Source organism: Sphingobium sp. UBA5915, assembly GCF_002431195.1.
In the GTDB taxonomy this organism is placed as follows: domain Bacteria; phylum Pseudomonadota; class Alphaproteobacteria; order Sphingomonadales; family Sphingomonadaceae; genus Sphingobium; species Sphingobium soli.
Genome location: NZ_DJDV01000088.1, coordinates 78094 through 95857, shown reverse-complemented (window position 1 = coordinate 95857; position 17764 = coordinate 78094). Strand labels below are relative to the sequence as shown.

The 17764-nt window shown below is 62.0% G+C and carries 16 protein-coding genes and 1 other RNA gene; 2 read left to right on the top strand and 15 right to left on the bottom strand.

The window, feature by feature from the left end; all coding sequences use genetic code 11:
- Nucleotides 1–80 precede the first annotated feature (80 nt).
- The 6 genes from B2V90_RS15025 to B2V90_RS15000 all read right to left on the bottom strand — a co-directional run bounded on the left by B2V90_RS15025 (nucleotide 81) and on the right by B2V90_RS15000 (nucleotide 5649).
- Nucleotides 81–353: an HU family DNA-binding protein gene (locus B2V90_RS15025; protein WP_009821372.1), complete on the bottom strand. Its 273-nt coding sequence runs from the start codon at nucleotides 351–353 to the stop codon at nucleotides 81–83.
- A gap of 189 nt (nucleotides 354–542) precedes the next feature.
- On the bottom strand, nucleotides 543–2939 hold the full coding sequence (lon, locus tag B2V90_RS15020; protein ID WP_228220350.1) for an endopeptidase La: 2397 nt from the start codon (nucleotides 2937–2939) through the stop codon (nucleotides 543–545).
- A gap of 137 nt (nucleotides 2940–3076) precedes the next feature.
- Nucleotides 3077–3400, bottom strand: coding sequence for a YbaB/EbfC family nucleoid-associated protein (locus tag B2V90_RS15015; RefSeq protein ID WP_009821369.1), 324 nt, complete (start codon nucleotides 3398–3400; stop codon nucleotides 3077–3079).
- Nucleotides 3397–5013 carry a DNA polymerase III subunit gamma/tau gene (locus B2V90_RS15010; RefSeq protein ID WP_228220351.1) on the bottom strand — a complete coding sequence of 539 codons (1617 nt, stop codon included), beginning with the start codon at nucleotides 5011–5013 and terminating at the stop codon, nucleotides 3397–3399. Before B2V90_RS15010 ends, B2V90_RS15015 begins: the two co-directional genes overlap by 4 nt.
- A 47-nt stretch (nucleotides 5014–5060) precedes the next feature.
- Nucleotides 5061–5158, bottom strand: an RNA gene (gene ffs / locus B2V90_RS15005) — signal recognition particle sRNA small type.
- Between the two features lie 68 nt (nucleotides 5159–5226).
- Nucleotides 5227–5649 carry an acyl-CoA thioesterase gene (locus B2V90_RS15000; RefSeq protein WP_009821367.1) on the bottom strand — a complete coding sequence of 141 codons (423 nt, stop codon included), beginning with the start codon at nucleotides 5647–5649 and terminating at the stop codon, nucleotides 5227–5229.
- A gap of 216 nt (nucleotides 5650–5865) precedes the next feature.
- Between B2V90_RS15000 and B2V90_RS14995 the strand changes: the two genes are divergently transcribed.
- Nucleotides 5866–6030 carry a hypothetical protein gene (locus B2V90_RS14995; protein ID WP_156784140.1) on the top strand — a complete coding sequence of 55 codons (165 nt, stop codon included), beginning with the start codon at nucleotides 5866–5868 and terminating at the stop codon, nucleotides 6028–6030.
- A 103-nt stretch (nucleotides 6031–6133) separates the two neighbouring features.
- Here the strand turns inward: B2V90_RS14995 and B2V90_RS14990 are convergent, their stop codons facing one another.
- The 6 genes from B2V90_RS14990 to B2V90_RS14965 form a co-directional block, all read right to left on the bottom strand.
- A complete protein-coding gene (locus tag B2V90_RS14990; RefSeq protein ID WP_228220352.1) occupies nucleotides 6134–6787 on the bottom strand; it encodes an outer membrane protein in 654 nt (217 codons plus the stop codon).
- A 176-nt stretch (nucleotides 6788–6963) separates the two neighbouring features.
- A complete protein-coding gene (locus B2V90_RS14985) occupies nucleotides 6964–8358 on the bottom strand; it encodes an L-serine ammonia-lyase (protein ID WP_228220353.1) in 1395 nt (464 codons plus the stop codon).
- A 2-nt stretch (nucleotides 8359–8360) separates the two neighbouring features.
- Nucleotides 8361–12557 carry a translocation/assembly module TamB domain-containing protein gene (locus B2V90_RS14980; protein WP_228220354.1) on the bottom strand — a complete coding sequence of 1399 codons (4197 nt, stop codon included), beginning with the start codon at nucleotides 12555–12557 and terminating at the stop codon, nucleotides 8361–8363.
- Nucleotides 12557–14593: an autotransporter assembly complex protein TamA gene (locus tag B2V90_RS14975; RefSeq protein ID WP_293922035.1), complete on the bottom strand. Its 2037-nt coding sequence runs from the start codon at nucleotides 14591–14593 to the stop codon at nucleotides 12557–12559. Before B2V90_RS14975 ends, B2V90_RS14980 begins: the two co-directional genes overlap by 1 nt.
- 77 nt (nucleotides 14594–14670) lie before the next feature.
- Nucleotides 14671–15150: a DUF1465 family protein gene (locus B2V90_RS14970; protein ID WP_037542155.1), complete on the bottom strand. Its 480-nt coding sequence runs from the start codon at nucleotides 15148–15150 to the stop codon at nucleotides 14671–14673.
- A gap of 118 nt (nucleotides 15151–15268) precedes the next feature.
- The gene (locus tag B2V90_RS14965) at nucleotides 15269–15448 is read right to left on the bottom strand and encodes a YdcH family protein (protein ID WP_037542624.1); all 180 of its coding nucleotides are present in this window, start codon (nucleotides 15446–15448) and stop codon (nucleotides 15269–15271) included.
- A 187-nt stretch (nucleotides 15449–15635) separates the two neighbouring features.
- Here B2V90_RS14965 and B2V90_RS14960 point away from each other — a divergent pair, with 187 nt between their 5' ends.
- Nucleotides 15636–15794 (top strand): YdcH family protein, encoded by a 159-nt coding sequence (locus B2V90_RS14960; protein ID WP_009821360.1) that lies wholly within the window; start codon nucleotides 15636–15638, stop codon nucleotides 15792–15794.
- A 106-nt stretch (nucleotides 15795–15900) separates the two neighbouring features.
- Here the strand turns inward: B2V90_RS14960 and B2V90_RS14955 are convergent, their stop codons facing one another.
- The 3 genes from B2V90_RS14955 to B2V90_RS14945 form a co-directional block, all read right to left on the bottom strand.
- Nucleotides 15901–16269, bottom strand: coding sequence for a PilZ domain-containing protein (locus B2V90_RS14955; protein ID WP_228220356.1), 369 nt, complete (start codon nucleotides 16267–16269; stop codon nucleotides 15901–15903).
- 64 nt (nucleotides 16270–16333) lie between these two features.
- Nucleotides 16334–16798 (bottom strand): RNA polymerase-binding protein DksA, encoded by a 465-nt coding sequence (gene dksA, locus B2V90_RS14950; RefSeq protein WP_009821358.1) that lies wholly within the window; start codon nucleotides 16796–16798, stop codon nucleotides 16334–16336.
- Nucleotides 16799–17351: 553 nt separating this feature from the next.
- Complete coding sequence (locus tag B2V90_RS14945) at nucleotides 17352–17762, bottom strand: hypothetical protein (protein ID WP_228220357.1); 411 nt, start codon at nucleotides 17760–17762, stop codon at nucleotides 17352–17354.
- Nucleotides 17763–17764 lie beyond the last annotated feature (2 nt).

Here is a 17764-nt window from a genome sequence, read left to right as displayed (position 1 = left end):
CTCTCTCCTAATGGCTTTCCGACCGCGACGCCGGCAAAGTCAGCCAGAGCGGGCGTCCGCCAAAACGGACGCCCTTGCCCTTAGTTGACCGAATCCTTCAGGCCCTTGCCGGCCTTGAACTTCGGCTGGGCCGAGGCCTTGATGGTCATGGTTTCGCCAGTGCGCGGATTGCGACCGGTCGACGCCTTGCGCTGCGAAACCGAAAAGGTGCCGAAACCGACGAGACGGACTTCATCGCCCTTCTTCAACGCGCCAGTGATGGCGTCGAATACGCCTTCGACAGCCTTGGTCGCGTCATTCTTGCTGAGGCCGCTGCTTTCAGCAACCGTGCTGATCAGATCCTGCTTGTTCATGCCTTGGGAACCCCCTTGTGCTGTTGGTTAGTTAGGAATCGCGGCGTAGGCGGGGCAATAAGGCGCGGATTCCGGCCTCTGTCAAAGGGAAAGCGACGAAGGCCCCGGCTTTGCTCCAAAATTGCATCCTGTTCCGCAATATGGAGTAAAATCTAGGAGTTCTGCCCATTGTTTCACTTTAGTGACTTTTCAGTGCCGAAGGCTGGGATCGCCATCGCGGCCAGTCAGACCGGATGGCTGGGCGGCCAGATCATCTGCCTCGGTCCAGGTGATCGCATCGGGCATGGAAACCAGTGCACGCGCCAGGACCTCATCGACATGGGAAACCGGAATAATCTCCAGACCTTCACGAATATTGGCCGGAATTTCCGCTAGGTCTTTCTCATTTTCCTGGGGAATCAGCACGGTCTTGATGCCGCCGCGCAGCGCCGCCAGCAGCTTTTCCTTGAGGCCGCCAATCGGCAGAACGCGTCCGCGCAAAGTCACCTCGCCCGTCATCGCGACATCTTTCAGAACCGGGATGCCGGTCAGCGTCGACACGATCGTCGTGACCATGCCGATACCCGCCGAGGGTCCATCCTTCGGCACGGCGCCTTCGGGCAGGTGGATGTGGATGTCCTTGCGATTGAACACGCTCGGCTTGATGCCATAGCCCGGTGAGCGCGCCTTCACATAGGAAAAGGCCGCCTGGACCGATTCGTTCATGACCTCGCCCAGCTTGCCGGTGGTCTTGATCTGTCCCTTTCCAGGCACGGTGACGGCCTCGATCGTGAGCAGTTCGCCGCCAACCTCTGTCCAGGCAAGCCCCGTCACAGCTCCAATCTGATTTTCTTCTTCGCCTACGCCGTGGCGGAATTTCCGCACGCCAGCAAAATCGGCCAGATTGTCCGGCGTGATAACGATCTTGTCATATTCGCCTTCCAATATCTTGCGCAGCGCCTTGCGCGCCAGACGCGCCATTTCGCGCTCCAGCGTGCGAACCCCCGCCTCACGGGTATAAAAGCGGATCAGATCGCGTACCGCCGGTTCGGTGACGACGACTTCGCCGTCCTTCAATCCATGCGCGTCAATCTGCTTGGGCAGCAGGTGCCGCTCCGCAATCTCGACCTTCTCGTCCTCGGTATAGCCTTCGAGCCGGATGATCTCCATGCGATCGAGCAACGGCTGGGGCAGGTTCAACGAGTTGGCGGTCGTGACGAACATCACGTCCGACAGATCAACGTCGATTTCCAGATAATGGTCCTGGAATTTGCTGTTCTGTTCCGGATCAAGCACCTCGAGCAAAGCGGACGCCGGGTCGCCGCGGAAGTCCTGGCCCAGCTTGTCGATTTCATCCAGCAGGAACAGCGGGTTCATCGTGCCTGCCTTTTTGAGGTTCGACACGATCTTACCGGGCAGCGACCCGATATAGGTGCGCCGATGGCCGCGTATCTCGGCTTCGTCGCGCACCCCGCCCAGCGACTGGCGTACGAATTCACGGCCGGTCGCCTTGGCGATCGAGCGCCCAAGCGATGTCTTGCCGACACCGGGCGGCCCGACAAGGCACAGGATAGGTCCTTTGAGCTTGTTTGTGCGCGCCTGGACGGCGAGATATTCGATGATCCGGTCCTTGACCTTTTCGAGCGCGAAATGATCCTCGTCCAGGATATCCTGCGCCTTTTTAAGGTCGGTCTTGACCTTGCCCTTCTTGCCCCAGGGCAAGCCCAGCAGAACGTCTAGATAGTTGCGGACCACGGTCGCCTCGGCGGACATGGGCTGCATCGCCTTGAGCTTCTTGAGTTCCGCCGTCGCCTTGGACCGAGCTTCCTTACTCAGCTTGGTCTTGGCGATCTTCTCGGTGAGTTCGGCGAGCTCGTCGCCCTCCTCGCCCTCGCCATTGCCCAGCTCGCGCTGGATCGCCTTCAACTGTTCGTTCAGATAATATTCGCGCTGGGTCTTTTCCATCTGCCGCTTCACGCGACCACGAATTTTCTTTTCGACCTGCAGCACGCCAAGTTCGCCCTCCATGAAGGCGAAGACCATTTCAAGGCGCTTGACCGGATCTGCCTCGACCAGCAGCGACTGCTTATCCGACACTTTGACATTGATGTTGGCGGCGACGGCATCGGCCAGCCGGCCCGCATCCTCAATCTCGCGCAGTTGAACGGGCGTTTCGGCCGGCAGCTTCTTGTTAAGCTTGGCGTAGTTCTCGAACTGCTCGGCCACGGACCGCATCAGCGCGGCAGCTTCGGGGCCTTCGGCAGCCAGCTCCTCGACCGGCGCGATTTCCGCAACCAGATAATTATCCTTGGTTTCCATGGCCGACAGTTGCGCGCGGTGTTTGCCCTCCACCAGAACGCGCACGGTGCCATCGGGCAGTTTCAACAGCTGCAATACGACTGCGACGACGCCCGTATCATAAAGCGACTCGCGGCCCGGCTCATCCTCCGCCGGGTCCAGCTGCGACACGAGGAAAATCTCCTTGTCGCCTTCCATCGCAGCCTCGAGCGCAGCGACGCTCTTGTCGCGCCCGACGAAGAGCGGAACGATCATTTGCGGAAACACGACGATGTCACGCAGCGGCAGCAGGGGATAATGCGTAGTCATTCAATCTCCGGGGCCGAAACGCGACCCATCCAAACGGTCCATCGCCTTTATGGGGATGCCCGGCACGTCAATCAATCGGCCCTGTGATAACAGGGCCGTCATGAACCAGAAGTGATCATTCCGGCCAGGTCCCCCGGTCAGAAGGGCAGCTTGAACCCCGGGGGCAGCGGCAGGCCGGCAGTCATCTTGCCCATTTCGGTATTGCTGACCTCATCGGCCTTACTACGCGCGTCGTTGAACGCCGCCGTGATCAGGTCTTCGAGCATCTGCTTTTCCGACGGCGCCAGCAGGCTGTCGTCGATCGAGACGCCCAATATGCGCCCTTTTGCCGAGGCGCGCACCTTGACCAGCCCGCCACCTGCCGCGCCCTCGACTTCCAACTTGTCGAGATTGTCCTGGGCGCGCTGCAATTCTTCCTGGACGCGGCTCGCCATGCCCAGAATTTCATTCAGGTCCTTCATGCTTCTGCACTCCATCGTTCGAGCCTGTCGTCCAGCTCGGCATCGGGGAAAGCGGCCATCGCCGCCTTGACCACCGGGGTTTCCAAAATCCGGGCGCGCGCATCCGCCGCCTGTCGTTGTTCCTGTTCCAGCAGGGTTGGTTCAGCCAACCCCTCGCCCGCCGCAACCTGCCACGCCGTCCCCGTCACCTCCCGCAATGCGGGAAGCAGGCGAGCAAGAAAGTCCGCTGGCAATTGTGGCGTTGGGCGATAGTCGAATTGCGGCGGTGCATAACGGATCACGCCCACGCAATCGTGCAATTCCTGCGCCAGTTGCCCCTTACCACGCTGCCAAAAAGCCTCGATCAGATCCGCGTAGGTCGCGGGCAGACGCGCAGATGCTGACGCTGAAGACGCGGCGCCAGCGCTGGAGCCCTCCGTACTGGCTGATGACGACGCGCCACCTTCGCGCAACAGGCGCGCGACCTCGCCGGGGTCGGGCATGGTTGCCGCATGCATGACACGCAACAGCGCCATCTCGCAGCTTTCGATCGGCAGGACCGCATTGGCGACTTCATCATGCCCCTTAAGCAACAGCTGCCAGAGGCGATGCAGCGGCGCGAAACCGAGTTGCGCGGCCCAGTCGGCCAGCATCTCTCGCTCCTCCGCGGATTGACCGGGACTGGCAATGTCGCGCCCGGCCTTCATCAGCGTGACGGCATGCACCAGTTCCATCAGTCCACGCATCAGCGACAGCGGCTCGACGCCCAGCGCATATTGTTCCCGCACGGCGGAAATGAGGCTGGCCGTTTCCCCTTCGAGCAACAGCGCCAGCAACCGGCGCACCGACCCGCGATCGGACAGCCCAAGCATCTCGCGCACCTGCGCCGCCGTCACCAGGGACGGTCCGTCGTCCATTTCTGCATGCGCGATGGCCTGGTCGAGAATGGACAACCCGTCGCGAGCCGATCCTTCCGCGGCCTGGGCGATCAGCGCCAATGCCTCCGGCTCGGCGGCGACGCTTTCGGCTTCAACGACATGGGTGAAATGGGTCGCCAATAATTCGGCAGGAATGCGCCGCAGGTCGAAGCGCTGGCACCGGGACAGGACGGTGACGGGAACCTTGTTGACTTCCGTCGTCGCGAACAGGAATTTCACATGCGCCGGCGGCTCTTCCAACGTCTTCAACAGGGCGTTGAAGGCGTTTTTCGACAGCATGTGCACTTCGTCGATGATGTAGATTTTATAACGGGCCGAAACGGCCGCATAGCGCACTGCTTCGATGATTTCGCGCACATCGTCGACGCCGGTATGGCTGGCGGCGTCCATTTCCACCACATCGATGTGACGGCCCTCCGCGATCGCCTTGCACGGTTCACACTGGCCGCATGGATCGATCGTGGGACCGCCCTGGCCATCGGGCCCGACGCAATTAAGCGCCTTGGCGATCAGGCGCGCGGTCGACGTCTTGCCCACGCCTCGCACGCCGGTCATCAGGAAGGCATGGGCCAGCCGCCCGCGCCGGATCGCATTGCCCAGCGTCTGGACCATGGCGTCCTGGCCAATCAATTCGCTGAAGCTGCGCGGTCGATATTTGCGCGCCAGAACGCGATAGGGCTGGGGTGAATCGGACATGATAGGGTCCTACCCGTTCAGGCAGGGATTGTCGAAGCCGGATGCTGGAGGGTGGGAGCCGGGACGACCCGCGGCGGAATCACTGTGGCTGCTTCCGTCAGGACCTGACCAGGTTCGCGACGGCCTCGTCCGCCCGACTCCCGATCGCGCATATGACGGTTTGCCGATCGAATGGCAAGGCCCAACCACAAACAGGTTCGCCTCTCCCATGGTTCAGCGCTGGTCTTCACCTTCATCATCAGCTGCGAAGAAATGCTGGATGACATCGCGCGCCAATCGCACCGGTCGCAATGTCGATGCATCGACACAGCACCAGCTCGATCTGACTTCAGCCAAAACCTCTTCGCCACGGCGAATAACGGTTTCGTAAAAGGCGCGCGCGCCCTGAACCTTTTCCAGCAGGACGGTCGCAATCACCTCGTCATCCAGAAAAGTCGGCTTGCGATAGGTGATTTCGTGCTTGAGTGCGACCCACAGATGCTCCGTCACGGCCTCCGCAGGGGCCAGCGCGCGCCAATGGTCGAGCACGGCGTTCTGCACCCATTTAAGGTAGCTGGCATTATTGACATGGCCCATGAAATCAATGTCGTCCGGGTCGATGCCTACGGGATAGCTATGGGGAATCGCGTTACTCACAAGGCTGTAAATACCATCTTCGCATGACGACAGATAGGGGGCTGGTGGAAAATTGCAGATCTGGATTGAGCTTGGCCTTCACCTGACACAGGATGGCTGCCATGCCCGGCCTAACATGCCGCAATGCAGCAATGCAGCAATTTGGTTCGAATGCGATTGACTCTGGCCGGACATCCGCCATGCTGTGCCGCATCCGTAACGAAGCCGGAGATTGTCATGGCTATGAGCAAGGAAATAGCGGCTCAAGTGGCCGCTCAATTGACGCAAGCATGGGCAATTCGATCCGGCGTGAAAAAGCCTGATCCGTCCAAACCTATCGAAGAACAAGTGCTTACGATTTACAACCGGCTTCTGGTTGCGGTGCAGCAACTGGACCGCTGAACCGTAGGGGCGGAAGGCTACCCGACGGAAGACCGCGTCCGCGAATCATGTTTGCCAATGCCGGGAGGAAGGCTGGCCGCAAGCCAGCCTTCCTCCTTTATGGTCAGAACCGCCAGCCGACGCTTGCGACCACCTGATGCCGATCCGTATCGACATCAAAGTCGGCGCTGGTCGCCCCGTCCATGTAATCGATGTTAGCATTGGTATAGTTGGAATAGCGATATTCCAGCTTCGCGAACGTGTTGGTGTTGATGGCGCGCTCGACGCCTGCGCCGATGCGCCAGCCATCAAGCTTGAACGACCGATCGGTCGTCTCATCGGTGTTGCCGGCGAGGATGTTCAGTTTGCTATTGGTGTAGCCGCCCTTCACGTAAACCAACGTGGCGGGGTTAGCCAGAATACCGGCACGCGCGCCGATATAGAGGTCGCGGCCCTGGCTGACGCGTCCGAACCCGAACTGGTCGGTCAGGTCATACCGATCACTCTTGGCAGTCGAATCCGTCCATTCGCCTTCGACACCGACGACCGCGCTGCCCAGATTGACGTCATAGCCTGCACCAATGCCGTAGAGCAGACCGTCGATCGACTGATCGTCGCGGCCATTATTGTTGTCCACGTCGCTACCGGCGCCGACATGGTCATAACCCAGGATCGCCTCAACGCGCGGTCCGGTGAACGTCGAGCCGACATCCTGCGCCAATGCGGGGGTGGCGACGCCAACACCTGCCAGAAGAGTTGCGACCATCAACTTGCGCATAACAGATACTCCATTCGTCATTCTTCTCCCCTGATGGGGACGAGACGCACAAGTATCGCGGCTGGCAAGAGTTTCATGAACGGCAGATAAACAGCTGATTCTGTTGCATTATTGACACGAAACTGGCTCAATTGGGCGCTAAGATGAGCGCTACAGGCGACAGGCTGTCAATTCGTTCAGCATTCCACGACGTTGACCGCCAGCCCGCCCAGCGACGTTTCCTTGTAGCGGCTCGCCATATCCTCGCCGGTCTGGCGCATGGTTTCGATCACCGCGTCCAGGCTGACGATATGCCGGCCATCGCCTTGCAAGGCGAGGTAGGCCGCATTGATCGCCTTGACCGCGCCCATCGTATTGCGTTCGATACAGGGAATCTGGACAAGGCCGCCAATGGGATCGCAGGTCAGGCCCAGATTATGCTCCATACCGATTTCGGCAGCATTTTCGATCTGGCTGTTGGTGCCGCCCAATACCGCGGCCAACCCGGCGGCCGCCATGGAACAGGCAACCCCAACTTCCCCTTGGCAGCCCATTTCCGCTGCGGATATGGACGCGCGCTTCTTGTAAAGAAATCCGATCGCAGCTGCGGTCAGGAGAAAGCGGCGCTCCCCTTCCCGATCCGCGCCGGGAACGAAGCGGCGATAATAATGCAGCACCGCCGGAATGACGCCCGCTGCGCCATTGGTCGGTGCGGTGACGACGCGGCCGCCCGCAGCATTTTCCTCGTTCACCGCCAAAGCGAACAGGCTGACCCATTCGAAAATCTGCGCCGGACCTAGCGCGTCCTGCTGAAGCCGTAGCCGTTGGTGAATGGCGCTCGCCCGGCGCCGCACTTTAAGGCCGCCCGGCAGCAGCCCTTCCTGCGCAAGGCCGCGCTCGATGGACTGCGACATGGCGTCGATGACCCGGTCCAGAAACGCTTCCGTCTCAGCCTGCGATTGCCATGCGCCTTCATTGCGCAGGACCAGTGTCGCGATGGAAAAACCGTGCCTCTCCCCCTGCTCCAGCAACTCGACGCCGGATGAGAAGGGATAGGGCTGCACGACATTATGGCCCAACGCCACATCATCGCTGACCGGCACGGTGCCCGGCAACACGGCCCCGCCCCCGATCGAATAATATTCGCGCACGAACGGCGCGTCATCGCCAGCAAACCAGGCAGAAAAGCGCATACCATTGCTGTGCGCTTCCAGAAACTCTCCCATGTGGAAGAGGAGGTCGCGTTCGGCATCGAAATCCAGCCATTGGCCCTGCCCGCTGCCGGCCTGAATCCGGCCGTCCCGGCGAATGGCAGCCAATATGTCGGGTATCGCGTCTGGATCGACGCTTTCCGGGCTGTGGCCCGACAAGCCCAGAAGCACGGCCGTATCCGTCGCATGCCCCCGCCCCGTAAGCGCCAGCGATCCGAACAATTCGCACCGGACGCGCTGCGGCGCGGTGGGCAGGCAATCCATGAACTGCAACGCCGCGCGCATCGGCCCCACCGTATGCGAACTCGACGGCCCAATGCCGATGGTGAACAGGTCAGTGACGCTGATGGCGGTGCCAGCATCGATACGGCTGTTGGTCACGATCAATAATCCCTGGAAACACGGACGTTGGCGCTCTGCCGGCCAAGCGTGGAGATGGCGCCAAGCAGGGACAGCCAGCGCGTCACCTGATATTCGATGCGGGTGGCGGAATAGCCCTGACCATCGGTGATCAGTTCGACATAGGTTTTGCGCGTCAGATATTTGCCTGCGGCGATGGACGTGCCTTGCCCCTGCGTCGGATCAGCCGCGATGATCCGCAACCGGTCCAGCCCTGCCGCCTTGCGCACGGCGTTGATGGGATCAAGCCCTCCTTCGCCCTGCAGGGATCCGACGGCCGACGCCAGTTGCAATGCTTCGGGCGCGGACAGGTTGGTGATCGACGTGCCGAACAGGATTCGGGAAAGCAGTTCATCCTGCGGCAATGCCGGCACACTGTTGAAACTGATGTCGGGCTTCAAGCCGGTTCCTCCGACATGGATCGTCGCGCTGAGGTCGCTGACATCCGCCTCGGCGTCGATATCCAGCGTGGGATTGACGGGAGTCTTGCCGTCGAACTGGATCCGGCCTTCGCGCAGGTCGAACCGGCGGCCGGCAAATTCATAGCCGCCGCGCACCAGTTCCGCCCGCCCGGCAATGGTCGGGTTGGTCACGGTCCCGCCGATATCGAGGTCCGCGCGCCATTCACTGTCGAGCCCCAGGCCCGTCACCATCAGCCGATTGCGCGCGCGGGCATGCACCGCCAGGGCCCAGGGCACGCTGGTGCGTGGCCGCTCGATCTCGTCCCCGCGCCGGTTGATTTCCACCACGCGCAGTTCGGGGATTTGCGCCACCGCCGCGGCGCGGCCCATGGTGAAGCGGCTGCGGTTCAGGATCAGGTCGCCGCCGATCGTGCCGCCCGCGCCGTTGGATTTGAGCGTCAGGGGCCCCGTCACCGTGGCAGCGATGTCATCCCGCTCCAGCAATGCGGCATTGTCCGCCTGAAGCGCCAGATCCATGCCCACGCCGGCGATACCGTTGAAGGTAAAGCGCCCGCTGCCCGTGACGGACCCGCCATTCTGCGCGCTGGCGGCAAAATTGTTGATGACCAGTTGCGCACCCGAAAAGCGCCCCTGCGCTTTGACGCTGCGCAGACGCATACCGGTCACGGCGCTGTTGATCGTTGCGTTGTCAGTCGCCAGCTGTCCGCTGATCTGCGGATTGGCAAGCGTGCCGCGCATATCCGCCGACACGCTGACTGGCCCGCCAATATCCACGATTTCCACGCCCGTCAGCCGCCAGAGCGTGTCGGCTGTCCCTGCATAGCGCAACTGTGCAAAGAGCGGCGCCGCGTTGAGGCGTGAAACAAGGCCGCCCTCCCTGCCCAACGGGGTCAGCAAGGCCTGCCCGCGACCAATCGTACGTCCGTCGGCGACAAACAGCATCCGGGTCGCCAGGCGGTCGGGTGTCAATGCAACATTGACACCGACATCGACAGGTCGCGAGCTAAGCGACAGGCCCGATCGCGACAGGCCGCGAATGCGCAACTCCGCCTTGCCGGTGGGCGGACCGCCCTGCGGCTGCGCGTAGCTGAGCGATCCCGTCGCCATGCCGCCCAGTCCCAGATTATCGTAGGCGATGTCCAGCAGCGACAGGGGAAGGGTCTGCATCCGCGCTTCTACATGCGTGGATTCCCCGCCCAGTTCGCCCGCCAGTTGCAACGAACCGCCGGCATAGCTGATCGTTGCGGGCGACAACCGCCAGCCTTCGGCCGTTCGCGTCACAAGCGCCGCGCGGGTCAGCCGAATGGGACGTTTGTCGATCGTCCCCTTGGCGGACAAACGAATGCTGTCGGGTTCGACCTGCGCTTCGCCTTGCAGGTCGAACAAGCGTCCCCGCTGGCCGGACAGGCTGCCGCTGACCTTGCCCCGGCCATCCACCAGATTGGCGGTAAGCGCCATGCGCCCAACCAGAATGCCGCCCAGCCGCAAGCCCCGTGCCTGCGCCGTGGCCGTAACATTGGTGCCGTCCGGATCAAGCAGGACGGTGGCGTCCAGCGATCCCCGCCGGACCTCGATCACGGTCGGCCCGGCAAAGCTTGCGCCACTGGCGGTCAGCTTGACCTGCACTTGCTGGATAGCGTTGACGGGCTTGAAGCCGACATATCCGGTGACTGGCCCAGTGACGCTCAACTGCCCCTCCAGGCCGCCGGGCAAGGGGCGAATGTCGCCGCTGGCATTGACGCCGGAAACCGACAGCTGCGCCACGCGGACCACCGCTTGCCCGCCCTGCGGCAGGAGGATCACACCGCGCCCGTCGAACGGCCCTAATGTCGACCCACCTTGCGCGGTATAGCTGTAGCCTTCGCTGTCGGGAACCAGATGCGCCTTGACGTCGCGCAGGCCCAGGGCATCGAGGGGCCGCTGCAATATCAGGTCGATCGTCGGCCGTTCTATGCGGCCATCGAGGACGAGTTGCAACGGGCCGTAGCGGTCATGATCGCCGCTGCCCTCGAAATGAAAACTGCCGTCGCGCCGCCTGATGCCGTTCGCCCTGAGCGAGAGCAAGGGCGATTGGATGGTCAGGCCGTTGAACGCCAATTGTCCGTCTGGCCGCAATGCCAGGGCGCTGCGCGCGATGGGCAGTCCGCCTCCCAAACCGTTGAGGAAAGCATTATCCAGCCGCCGCATCTGCGCCATGGCATTGCCGCTAAGGCCGACCCCCCCATCGGGACGCGGCGTCGCGCGGAGCTTGGACGCCAGGTCAACGATACCCAGACCCCGAATGAACAGACTGCGAATCTGGCCGTCCAGGCCGAAATCATAGCGGCCGCTTTTCAGGTCGAGCCGCATCACCAGCTTGCCCTGAAGTTTGTCTGACCTGACCTCCATGGGATTGCTGACGAGCTGCTGGCCCCTGAATTGAAGAACGCCATCCAGCGCAAAATTACGGACGATATTACCGACAAGGTCGCCATGACCATCGAGCCTTTTTGCCCGCAATTTGACCGGGATCAGCAAGGGACCGTCGCCCACGCCCCGTCCGCTGCCTTCCGCCCGGACATCGGCGATCACCGTCTTGTCGAATGTGAGCTGGCGCGCTGTCAGCAGATAGTCGAAGCCCAGCCGGTCGAGCGGCCCATCAAGCCGCACCTTGGCCCGGATATCGCGCCCGCCCATGGTGCGCAGCAAAGCCTGAGGACGGGCCAGCGTCACTTGCAAAAGCATGTTGTCGAGCGCGTTGTTGCGCAGGTCGATCGCGCCATCCGCTGTAAGGTCAAATGCCGCCGAGCGCAGCATCAACTTGCCATCGATGATACGGTTCTCGAACCGCCCATCGGCACGCACGGACAGGCGCGGGTCGGCCATGCGCCGGACGAGGCCGCCGCCAGCGATCGCCCGACCCTCGATCGAACCGCGAGCCGAATAAGCGCCACTGCGCGCCGCCAGAACAAGATCGGCGGCGGGTGCGCCGTCCAGCGTCGCGTCCAACTGGCCATCCCATTGGCTCCAGCTGCCCTTGCCGGTGATGCGCAGATTGGCATCCTGTCGCAATCCGGCCATCGTCGCCAAAAGTCCTTTGTTCGGGGCGTTGACCGTCACGTCGAGCTTGAAGCGATCATCGTCTGGTCGACTGTCCAGCGCGATGGTCAGGACATCGCTGCCATCAAGCGTACGGGCGGACAGGTCGATGATCGCGCGTCCGCCGCGAATGTCGGCGTCCCCCGCCATCGTCGCAATCTGCGCCCGCCCGGTTATGGCGGGCGCGATTGACAGGCGGCCAACCGAAAATTGCATCAGGCGGATGTCGAACCCCGGAAGGATCGGGCCGCGACGCTGCGTGGGGTTGAGCTTGGGCAGCTTGCTGAGGGACGCTTGCGGAATGGACAGACGGTCAATGTCCAGACGATTGGACAGCCAGGCGAAGGGCCACCAGTCCAGTTCCACCTTGGGTGCCTTAAAGAAGGGTCCAGCCGGATCCGACAAGGTCAGGTCGCGCAACACCGCCTTGCGATAGATGCTGCCTTCGATGGCGCCGACCTGGATGCGCAGCCCCGAAGAGGTTTGTATCGCGGCGATCCGGCTGGCGAGGAAACGGTGCCCGCCATCGGTATCAAGCCACGTCAGTGCGCCCGCCATGATCAGGAACAGCGCGGCGAGCAGGCCCGCCACCCACCGTTGCCACCTCCCATCCCAGGCGCGGCGCGGCGCGGTCGCGGCAGGCGGCGGAATGACAGGTGGCGACGGACTTTCCTCGGGCATCAGAAGGCCTGACCCAGCGAGACATAGACCGCGATCTTGGGGTCACCAGATTGCGGGTTGATCGGCGTGCCGACATCCACGCGGATCGGCCCGAAATTGCTGTAATAGCGCACGCCCAAGCCCGCACCGACCCGCAAGTCCCGAAACCGGGGCAGGAAACTGGTGGAGATATTGCCTGCGTCCACAAAAGGCACGACGCCGAAATTGCCAAAGCGGATGCGACCCTCCAGAGAAAATTCAGCCAGGCTCTTGCCGCCGACGGGATCGTCATCCTCGCCATAGCGCGGGCCGATCGCCTGATAGCCATAGCCGCGCACCGACGCGCCGCCACCGGCATAGAAGCGGCGGGACGGCGCGATCTGATCGACCGTGGAGCCAAGGATGGTGCCAAAGCGCGCGCGCGCCGCCACGACGACGCGCTCGCCCACCGGTTGGTAGGCACTGCCGTCCAACTGCACTTTGGTGTATCCGAATGTCTTGTTCTGGAATGACAATTCCGGGCTGATTCGCCCGCCGAGGCGAAAGCCTTTGGTCGGATTGAGCAGATCATCACTGCCGTCATAGGTCAGGCTGAGCGGAACGGCGCCAATCAGGAAGGTGCGCCGCGCCCCCCCGGAAAAGGCGTCCGCTTCATCCGACGCGATCAGCTCCGCGCCAATGCGCCAGACCCAGTTTTTCTGAAACAGGATGTTGGTCTGCCGCTCGAGCGCACCGGCCAGGGTGATGGTGCGGGCGTCATAGGCATCGCGGCGAATATTGCTGACGGACACCAGCCCGGTCAGCACATTGTCACGCCGGTGAAAATTGTTGCGGCGATAGGTGAAGGATGCGGTCTGCTCCTGCGTGCCGACCACTCCGCGCACGGTAACGGCACCTTCGGGCGGAAAAAGATTGCGGTGTTGCCAGCTGACTTCCGCGCGATAGCCTTCGCCGGTGCCATAACCCAGTTCGCCGGCGATCGTCCGCAGCGGCGCCGGGCGCACATCGACATCCAGGTCGACATGCTCGCCATCGCCCGCATCGCGCGGCGTCAGCGACACGGACGACACCAGACCGGTTGCCACGATGGCCCGGCGGAGATCCTCCACATCCGACGCCATATAGGTGTCGTCGGGATCGAAACGTGCGATTTCCTGCACATGATGGGCATCGAACAGACGGTCATCGTCCATGCGGATGGCCCCAAAGCGCCGATATCCCCCCGGCGTGATAATGATGTCGAGGTCGCCCTTGCGCTCTTCATGGTCGATTCGCACTTCAGGCTCGTCGACCCTGGCGAAGGAAAAGCCATTTTCCGACAACGCCGTTTCCAACTGGACCTGAGCCGCGATGATCGCGTCGGCATCCACCGGATCGCCAACCTTGGGCGGAAAGGCCGCGCGCAGCGTCGCCTCTCGCTCGCCCGTTTCGGCAAGACCCGTCACGTCCACGGATGACAGAAGATAGCGCGTGCCAGGCGTAATCGTGAAGCTCACCAGCAGCCGGTCGCTGCCCGGCACAGGGGCCGCGACATTGCCCCGTACGCGCGCCGCATAATAGCCTTTTGCACGCAAAAGCCGGTCAAGCAGGTCTCTATCCTCTGCGATACGGCGGTTGATCTGGGCAAGGTTCGCGGCCTTGTCCTCGCCCTGATGCAGCACGGACAGCTCATCGAAACGCTGACGAAATGTCGTGTCGGCAACGCCATCGAGTCCCGTTAATGCCACCGTATAGCGCCGCTCTTCGCCCGCGTCGGCGAACGTCGCGGCGACTTCGGCCGGTTCGGTCGTCGTGACGTCGAACGCTTCGATCGGCGCGCCAGCCTGATCGGCCGGATCAGGGGCCAAGGGCGCGACGCTGTCAGGTTGATACATGTCGGGCCAGTCCAGACCGATATCAGGCATAGCGTCCAACGGAGCGTCGGTATCAGGCAGCGTAGGCGCGGCGGTATCCTGTGCTAGCGCCGGATAGGGAGCGAGCAGCAACAACGGCGCAAATGCGAGCCGGGAATGCGGTCGGCCAGAAGCGCGGCGTCGGATCCGCAAACCATGGGTCATGGCGCCGGTCTAGACCAAGAATGACGGAAAACACCAGCGCCGAACATCATCTCAAACAGCTGCGATCCGCCCAAGCGTCAGAAAGCGGTGTTCAAGCGATCCAGCAGGGCGCGGGCGGGACCAGCGTCCTGGGCTTTCGGATCGTCGTTCATATGACCGATCCTATCCTCCAGCCGCGCCACCCGATCGTAGAGGTCCTGACTGCCCTCGATCAGGGCGCGCGCTTCGAAGGGGAAGCCTTCCGTCAGTGTCGGGTCGGTCAAACTGGCGCGGCCAAGCCGATATTTTTCATCGACGAGGTCTGCATCGCTGATTTCTCCGCGTTGCCAGGCGCGCTGGCTCAAGAGCCAGGCAATGACATGCATCAGCCGCGTCGTCACCTTCAGCGATTCGCATGCGAAGGACACACGCCGCAGCGGGTCGACCGTTTCACCTCGTCCAAGAGGGTCCCCATCGAAATAGGCGCGCGCCTCATCCGCCATCATCATGGCTTCGAGATAAAGGCCGTCAACCAATCGGCGATGGAGGCCAGGATCCAAAGACGCAACGTTCCGCATCACGGCTAAGTGACACAAATCGACGCCTTTGTCAGCGGGCCAAGGCGAGAGCAACGCGCCTTCCCTGTCCCATTAGGGGCCGATCTGGTAACGTCAGGCTGGGACGACAGCCTTAGGCTCAGGCGATAATGTCAGGCACCAGTTCATCTTCCAACGCGCAAATCTCGTCCTTCAGGCGCAGTTTACGCTTCTTCAGCCGGGCGATCTGCATCTGATCGCTGCTGCCGGCATCGACCAGAGCCGCGATCGCGCTATCGAGATCGCGATGTTCGACGCGAAGCAACTCCAGACGGCGCATGATATCTTCCCGGCTCACCGTCGTTGCTCGCATCCCCAGTGCATGGTGCGACCCGTGGTAGCGTGCGATCCCGGTGCGGGCCACCGCAAATTTACGGGCGGCCCATCGCAAAGGCGCAAACGCCGCGAGACAATCAGAAGGTTTCGTGATTTAATCGGAAATCCATCGCCCTCGTAAGGAGAATGTCATGGAAAACAGCCACATCTCAGCTCTTTCAGCCAAGCACGCAGGACTCGACGCCCGGATCAAGGCGGAATCGAGTCGTCCCATGCCGGACACCACCCTCGTTGCCTCGCTTAAAAAGCAGAAATTGCGGCTGAAGGAAGAGATGGCTGCGCAGCATTAAGCGCAGACTAGTCCATACAGGGTGCGGACCGGCAGACAGTCGGTCCCGCCCGTCCTGTAGCAATCCGCTTTTTATGATGTCATGCCTCGGCGCAAGGGTTACGCTATCAGCGCAGGCGACCGGCTGGCTGGCTTCTCAGATAATCCGGTAATTGTTGCGCAGGCCCTGACGACACCGGCTTTCTTGCCAGCTGCGGATCGATGACATCGTCAAATGCCAAGCCAACCTTATTGTCGCGCGACCAGGCGATATTGCCGGTGATGCGACCCACACCGCGGAGATCCAGTACGACCTTCTGCCCAGCCGCGAGCGGCATCTCGCAATCCGCCATCAAGCCAGTCGCCGACAGGTTCCGAATGCGGGCACGACCCAAGGATCGACCGTCCGGCGCAAAGAAACTTGCCATCAGGAACAGGCTGTCGCGCGGCGACGATCGCGCCGGTCCCCGATCAGAAATGCCCTGTTCTTCGTTCATTCCGTACCCGCAAAATCTAATGTGTTCCGGTAACGATCACTAGGCACAGGCAGTGGAAAAACCGTTAATCGTCGCGTGAGATTTTTTCCTGCCGTTCGTGGCGTTCCTGCGCCTCGACCGTCATGGTGGCGATGGGACGCGCTTCCAGGCGACCAAGCGAAATGGGCTCGCCCGTGACTTCGCAATATCCATATTCGCCATCGTCGATCCGCCGCAGGGCCGCATCGATTTTCGAGATGAGCTTGCGCTGGCGGTCGCGCGTGCGCAACTCGATCGACCAGTCGGTCTCGCTCGACGCGCGGTCGTTGAGATCGGGTTCGCGTAGAGGCTCATTCTGAAGAACGGCCAGCGTCCCCTCCGCTTCGGCGAGAATCTGCTTCTTCCAGTCCCACAGCCGCTGACGGAAATATTCCTGTTGCAGCGGATTCATGAATTCCTCGTCGGCCGAGGGGCGATACTCTGCAGGGAGGGTTACGGACGATTTGGGCGGCTTTACGCCGTCTTTATCGGAATTCAGCACCGACGCCATCTGGCTCTCCGACTCGTTGGCCCGGCGCTTGAAGTTCCGGGGCACCCATGACTTTTCATTGAGGGCGCCTCATAGCCATCGGCGCGGGACGACACAAGCGCACATTCGACTGGCCCAAACGGCTTTTCCTTCAAAACCCTATGCGCCCGCAGGGATGAAAGGGAGCGACTCATCATCCGGCGGAAGGCTGATGCCGACGGCGGCACCCTTCATATGCGGGCCAGTGGCCGTATCATAGTGGGACGTTAACCATGATTGCTGACGCTGCCCCCTGAATTCAGTGGACTTGTCGACAGGATTCAGAGTTAACGACCTTGCGGTTAACCTTTTCTTCTGCGCTTTTATGAAAAGGCAGCCTGACCCGTTCCGACCCGGATCGGTGGGCGACAAGACAAGAGTGGATTCCTATGTCGGTTCGGATGGCCTTGGCTAAATTATGCGCTTGCACTTGCGGAGGCGCGATCATTGGCGGCGGCGCGGTGCATGTCGCTGAAAGCGCACGTCCTGCTGTGGTCCATAGCAGCAAGAGCACGAAGGCCGCGCCCAAGAAGCGCTATGCCGTTCGGACCGTGAAGAGGAAGGTCGTCAAGACGGCCGTAGCCTGCGCGCCACAGACGGTGACAGTCACCAGCCAACCGGCGCCTGTCCCCCTGCCCGCCCCCTTGCCGCCGGCTGAGATGCCGATGATGTCGGGCGGCGGCGGAGCCGTGCCGATCGTCATGGGTGGCGGCGGCGGTTTTGGCGGCGGCGGCTTTATTGGCGGGTTCTTCGGCGGTGGCGGCAGCGGCGGCGGGTCCGTCGTCATTTCCTCGACCAGCAGCTCAACGGGCGGGATCAGCACATCGACGTCATCGGGCGCCACCAGCAGTTCTTCCTCGTCCAGTTCCAGTTCGTCCTCATCGTCTTCGTCCTCAAGCTCTTCGTCCAGCAGTTCGAGCGGCGGCAAGCCGGGTAAACCCGACAAGC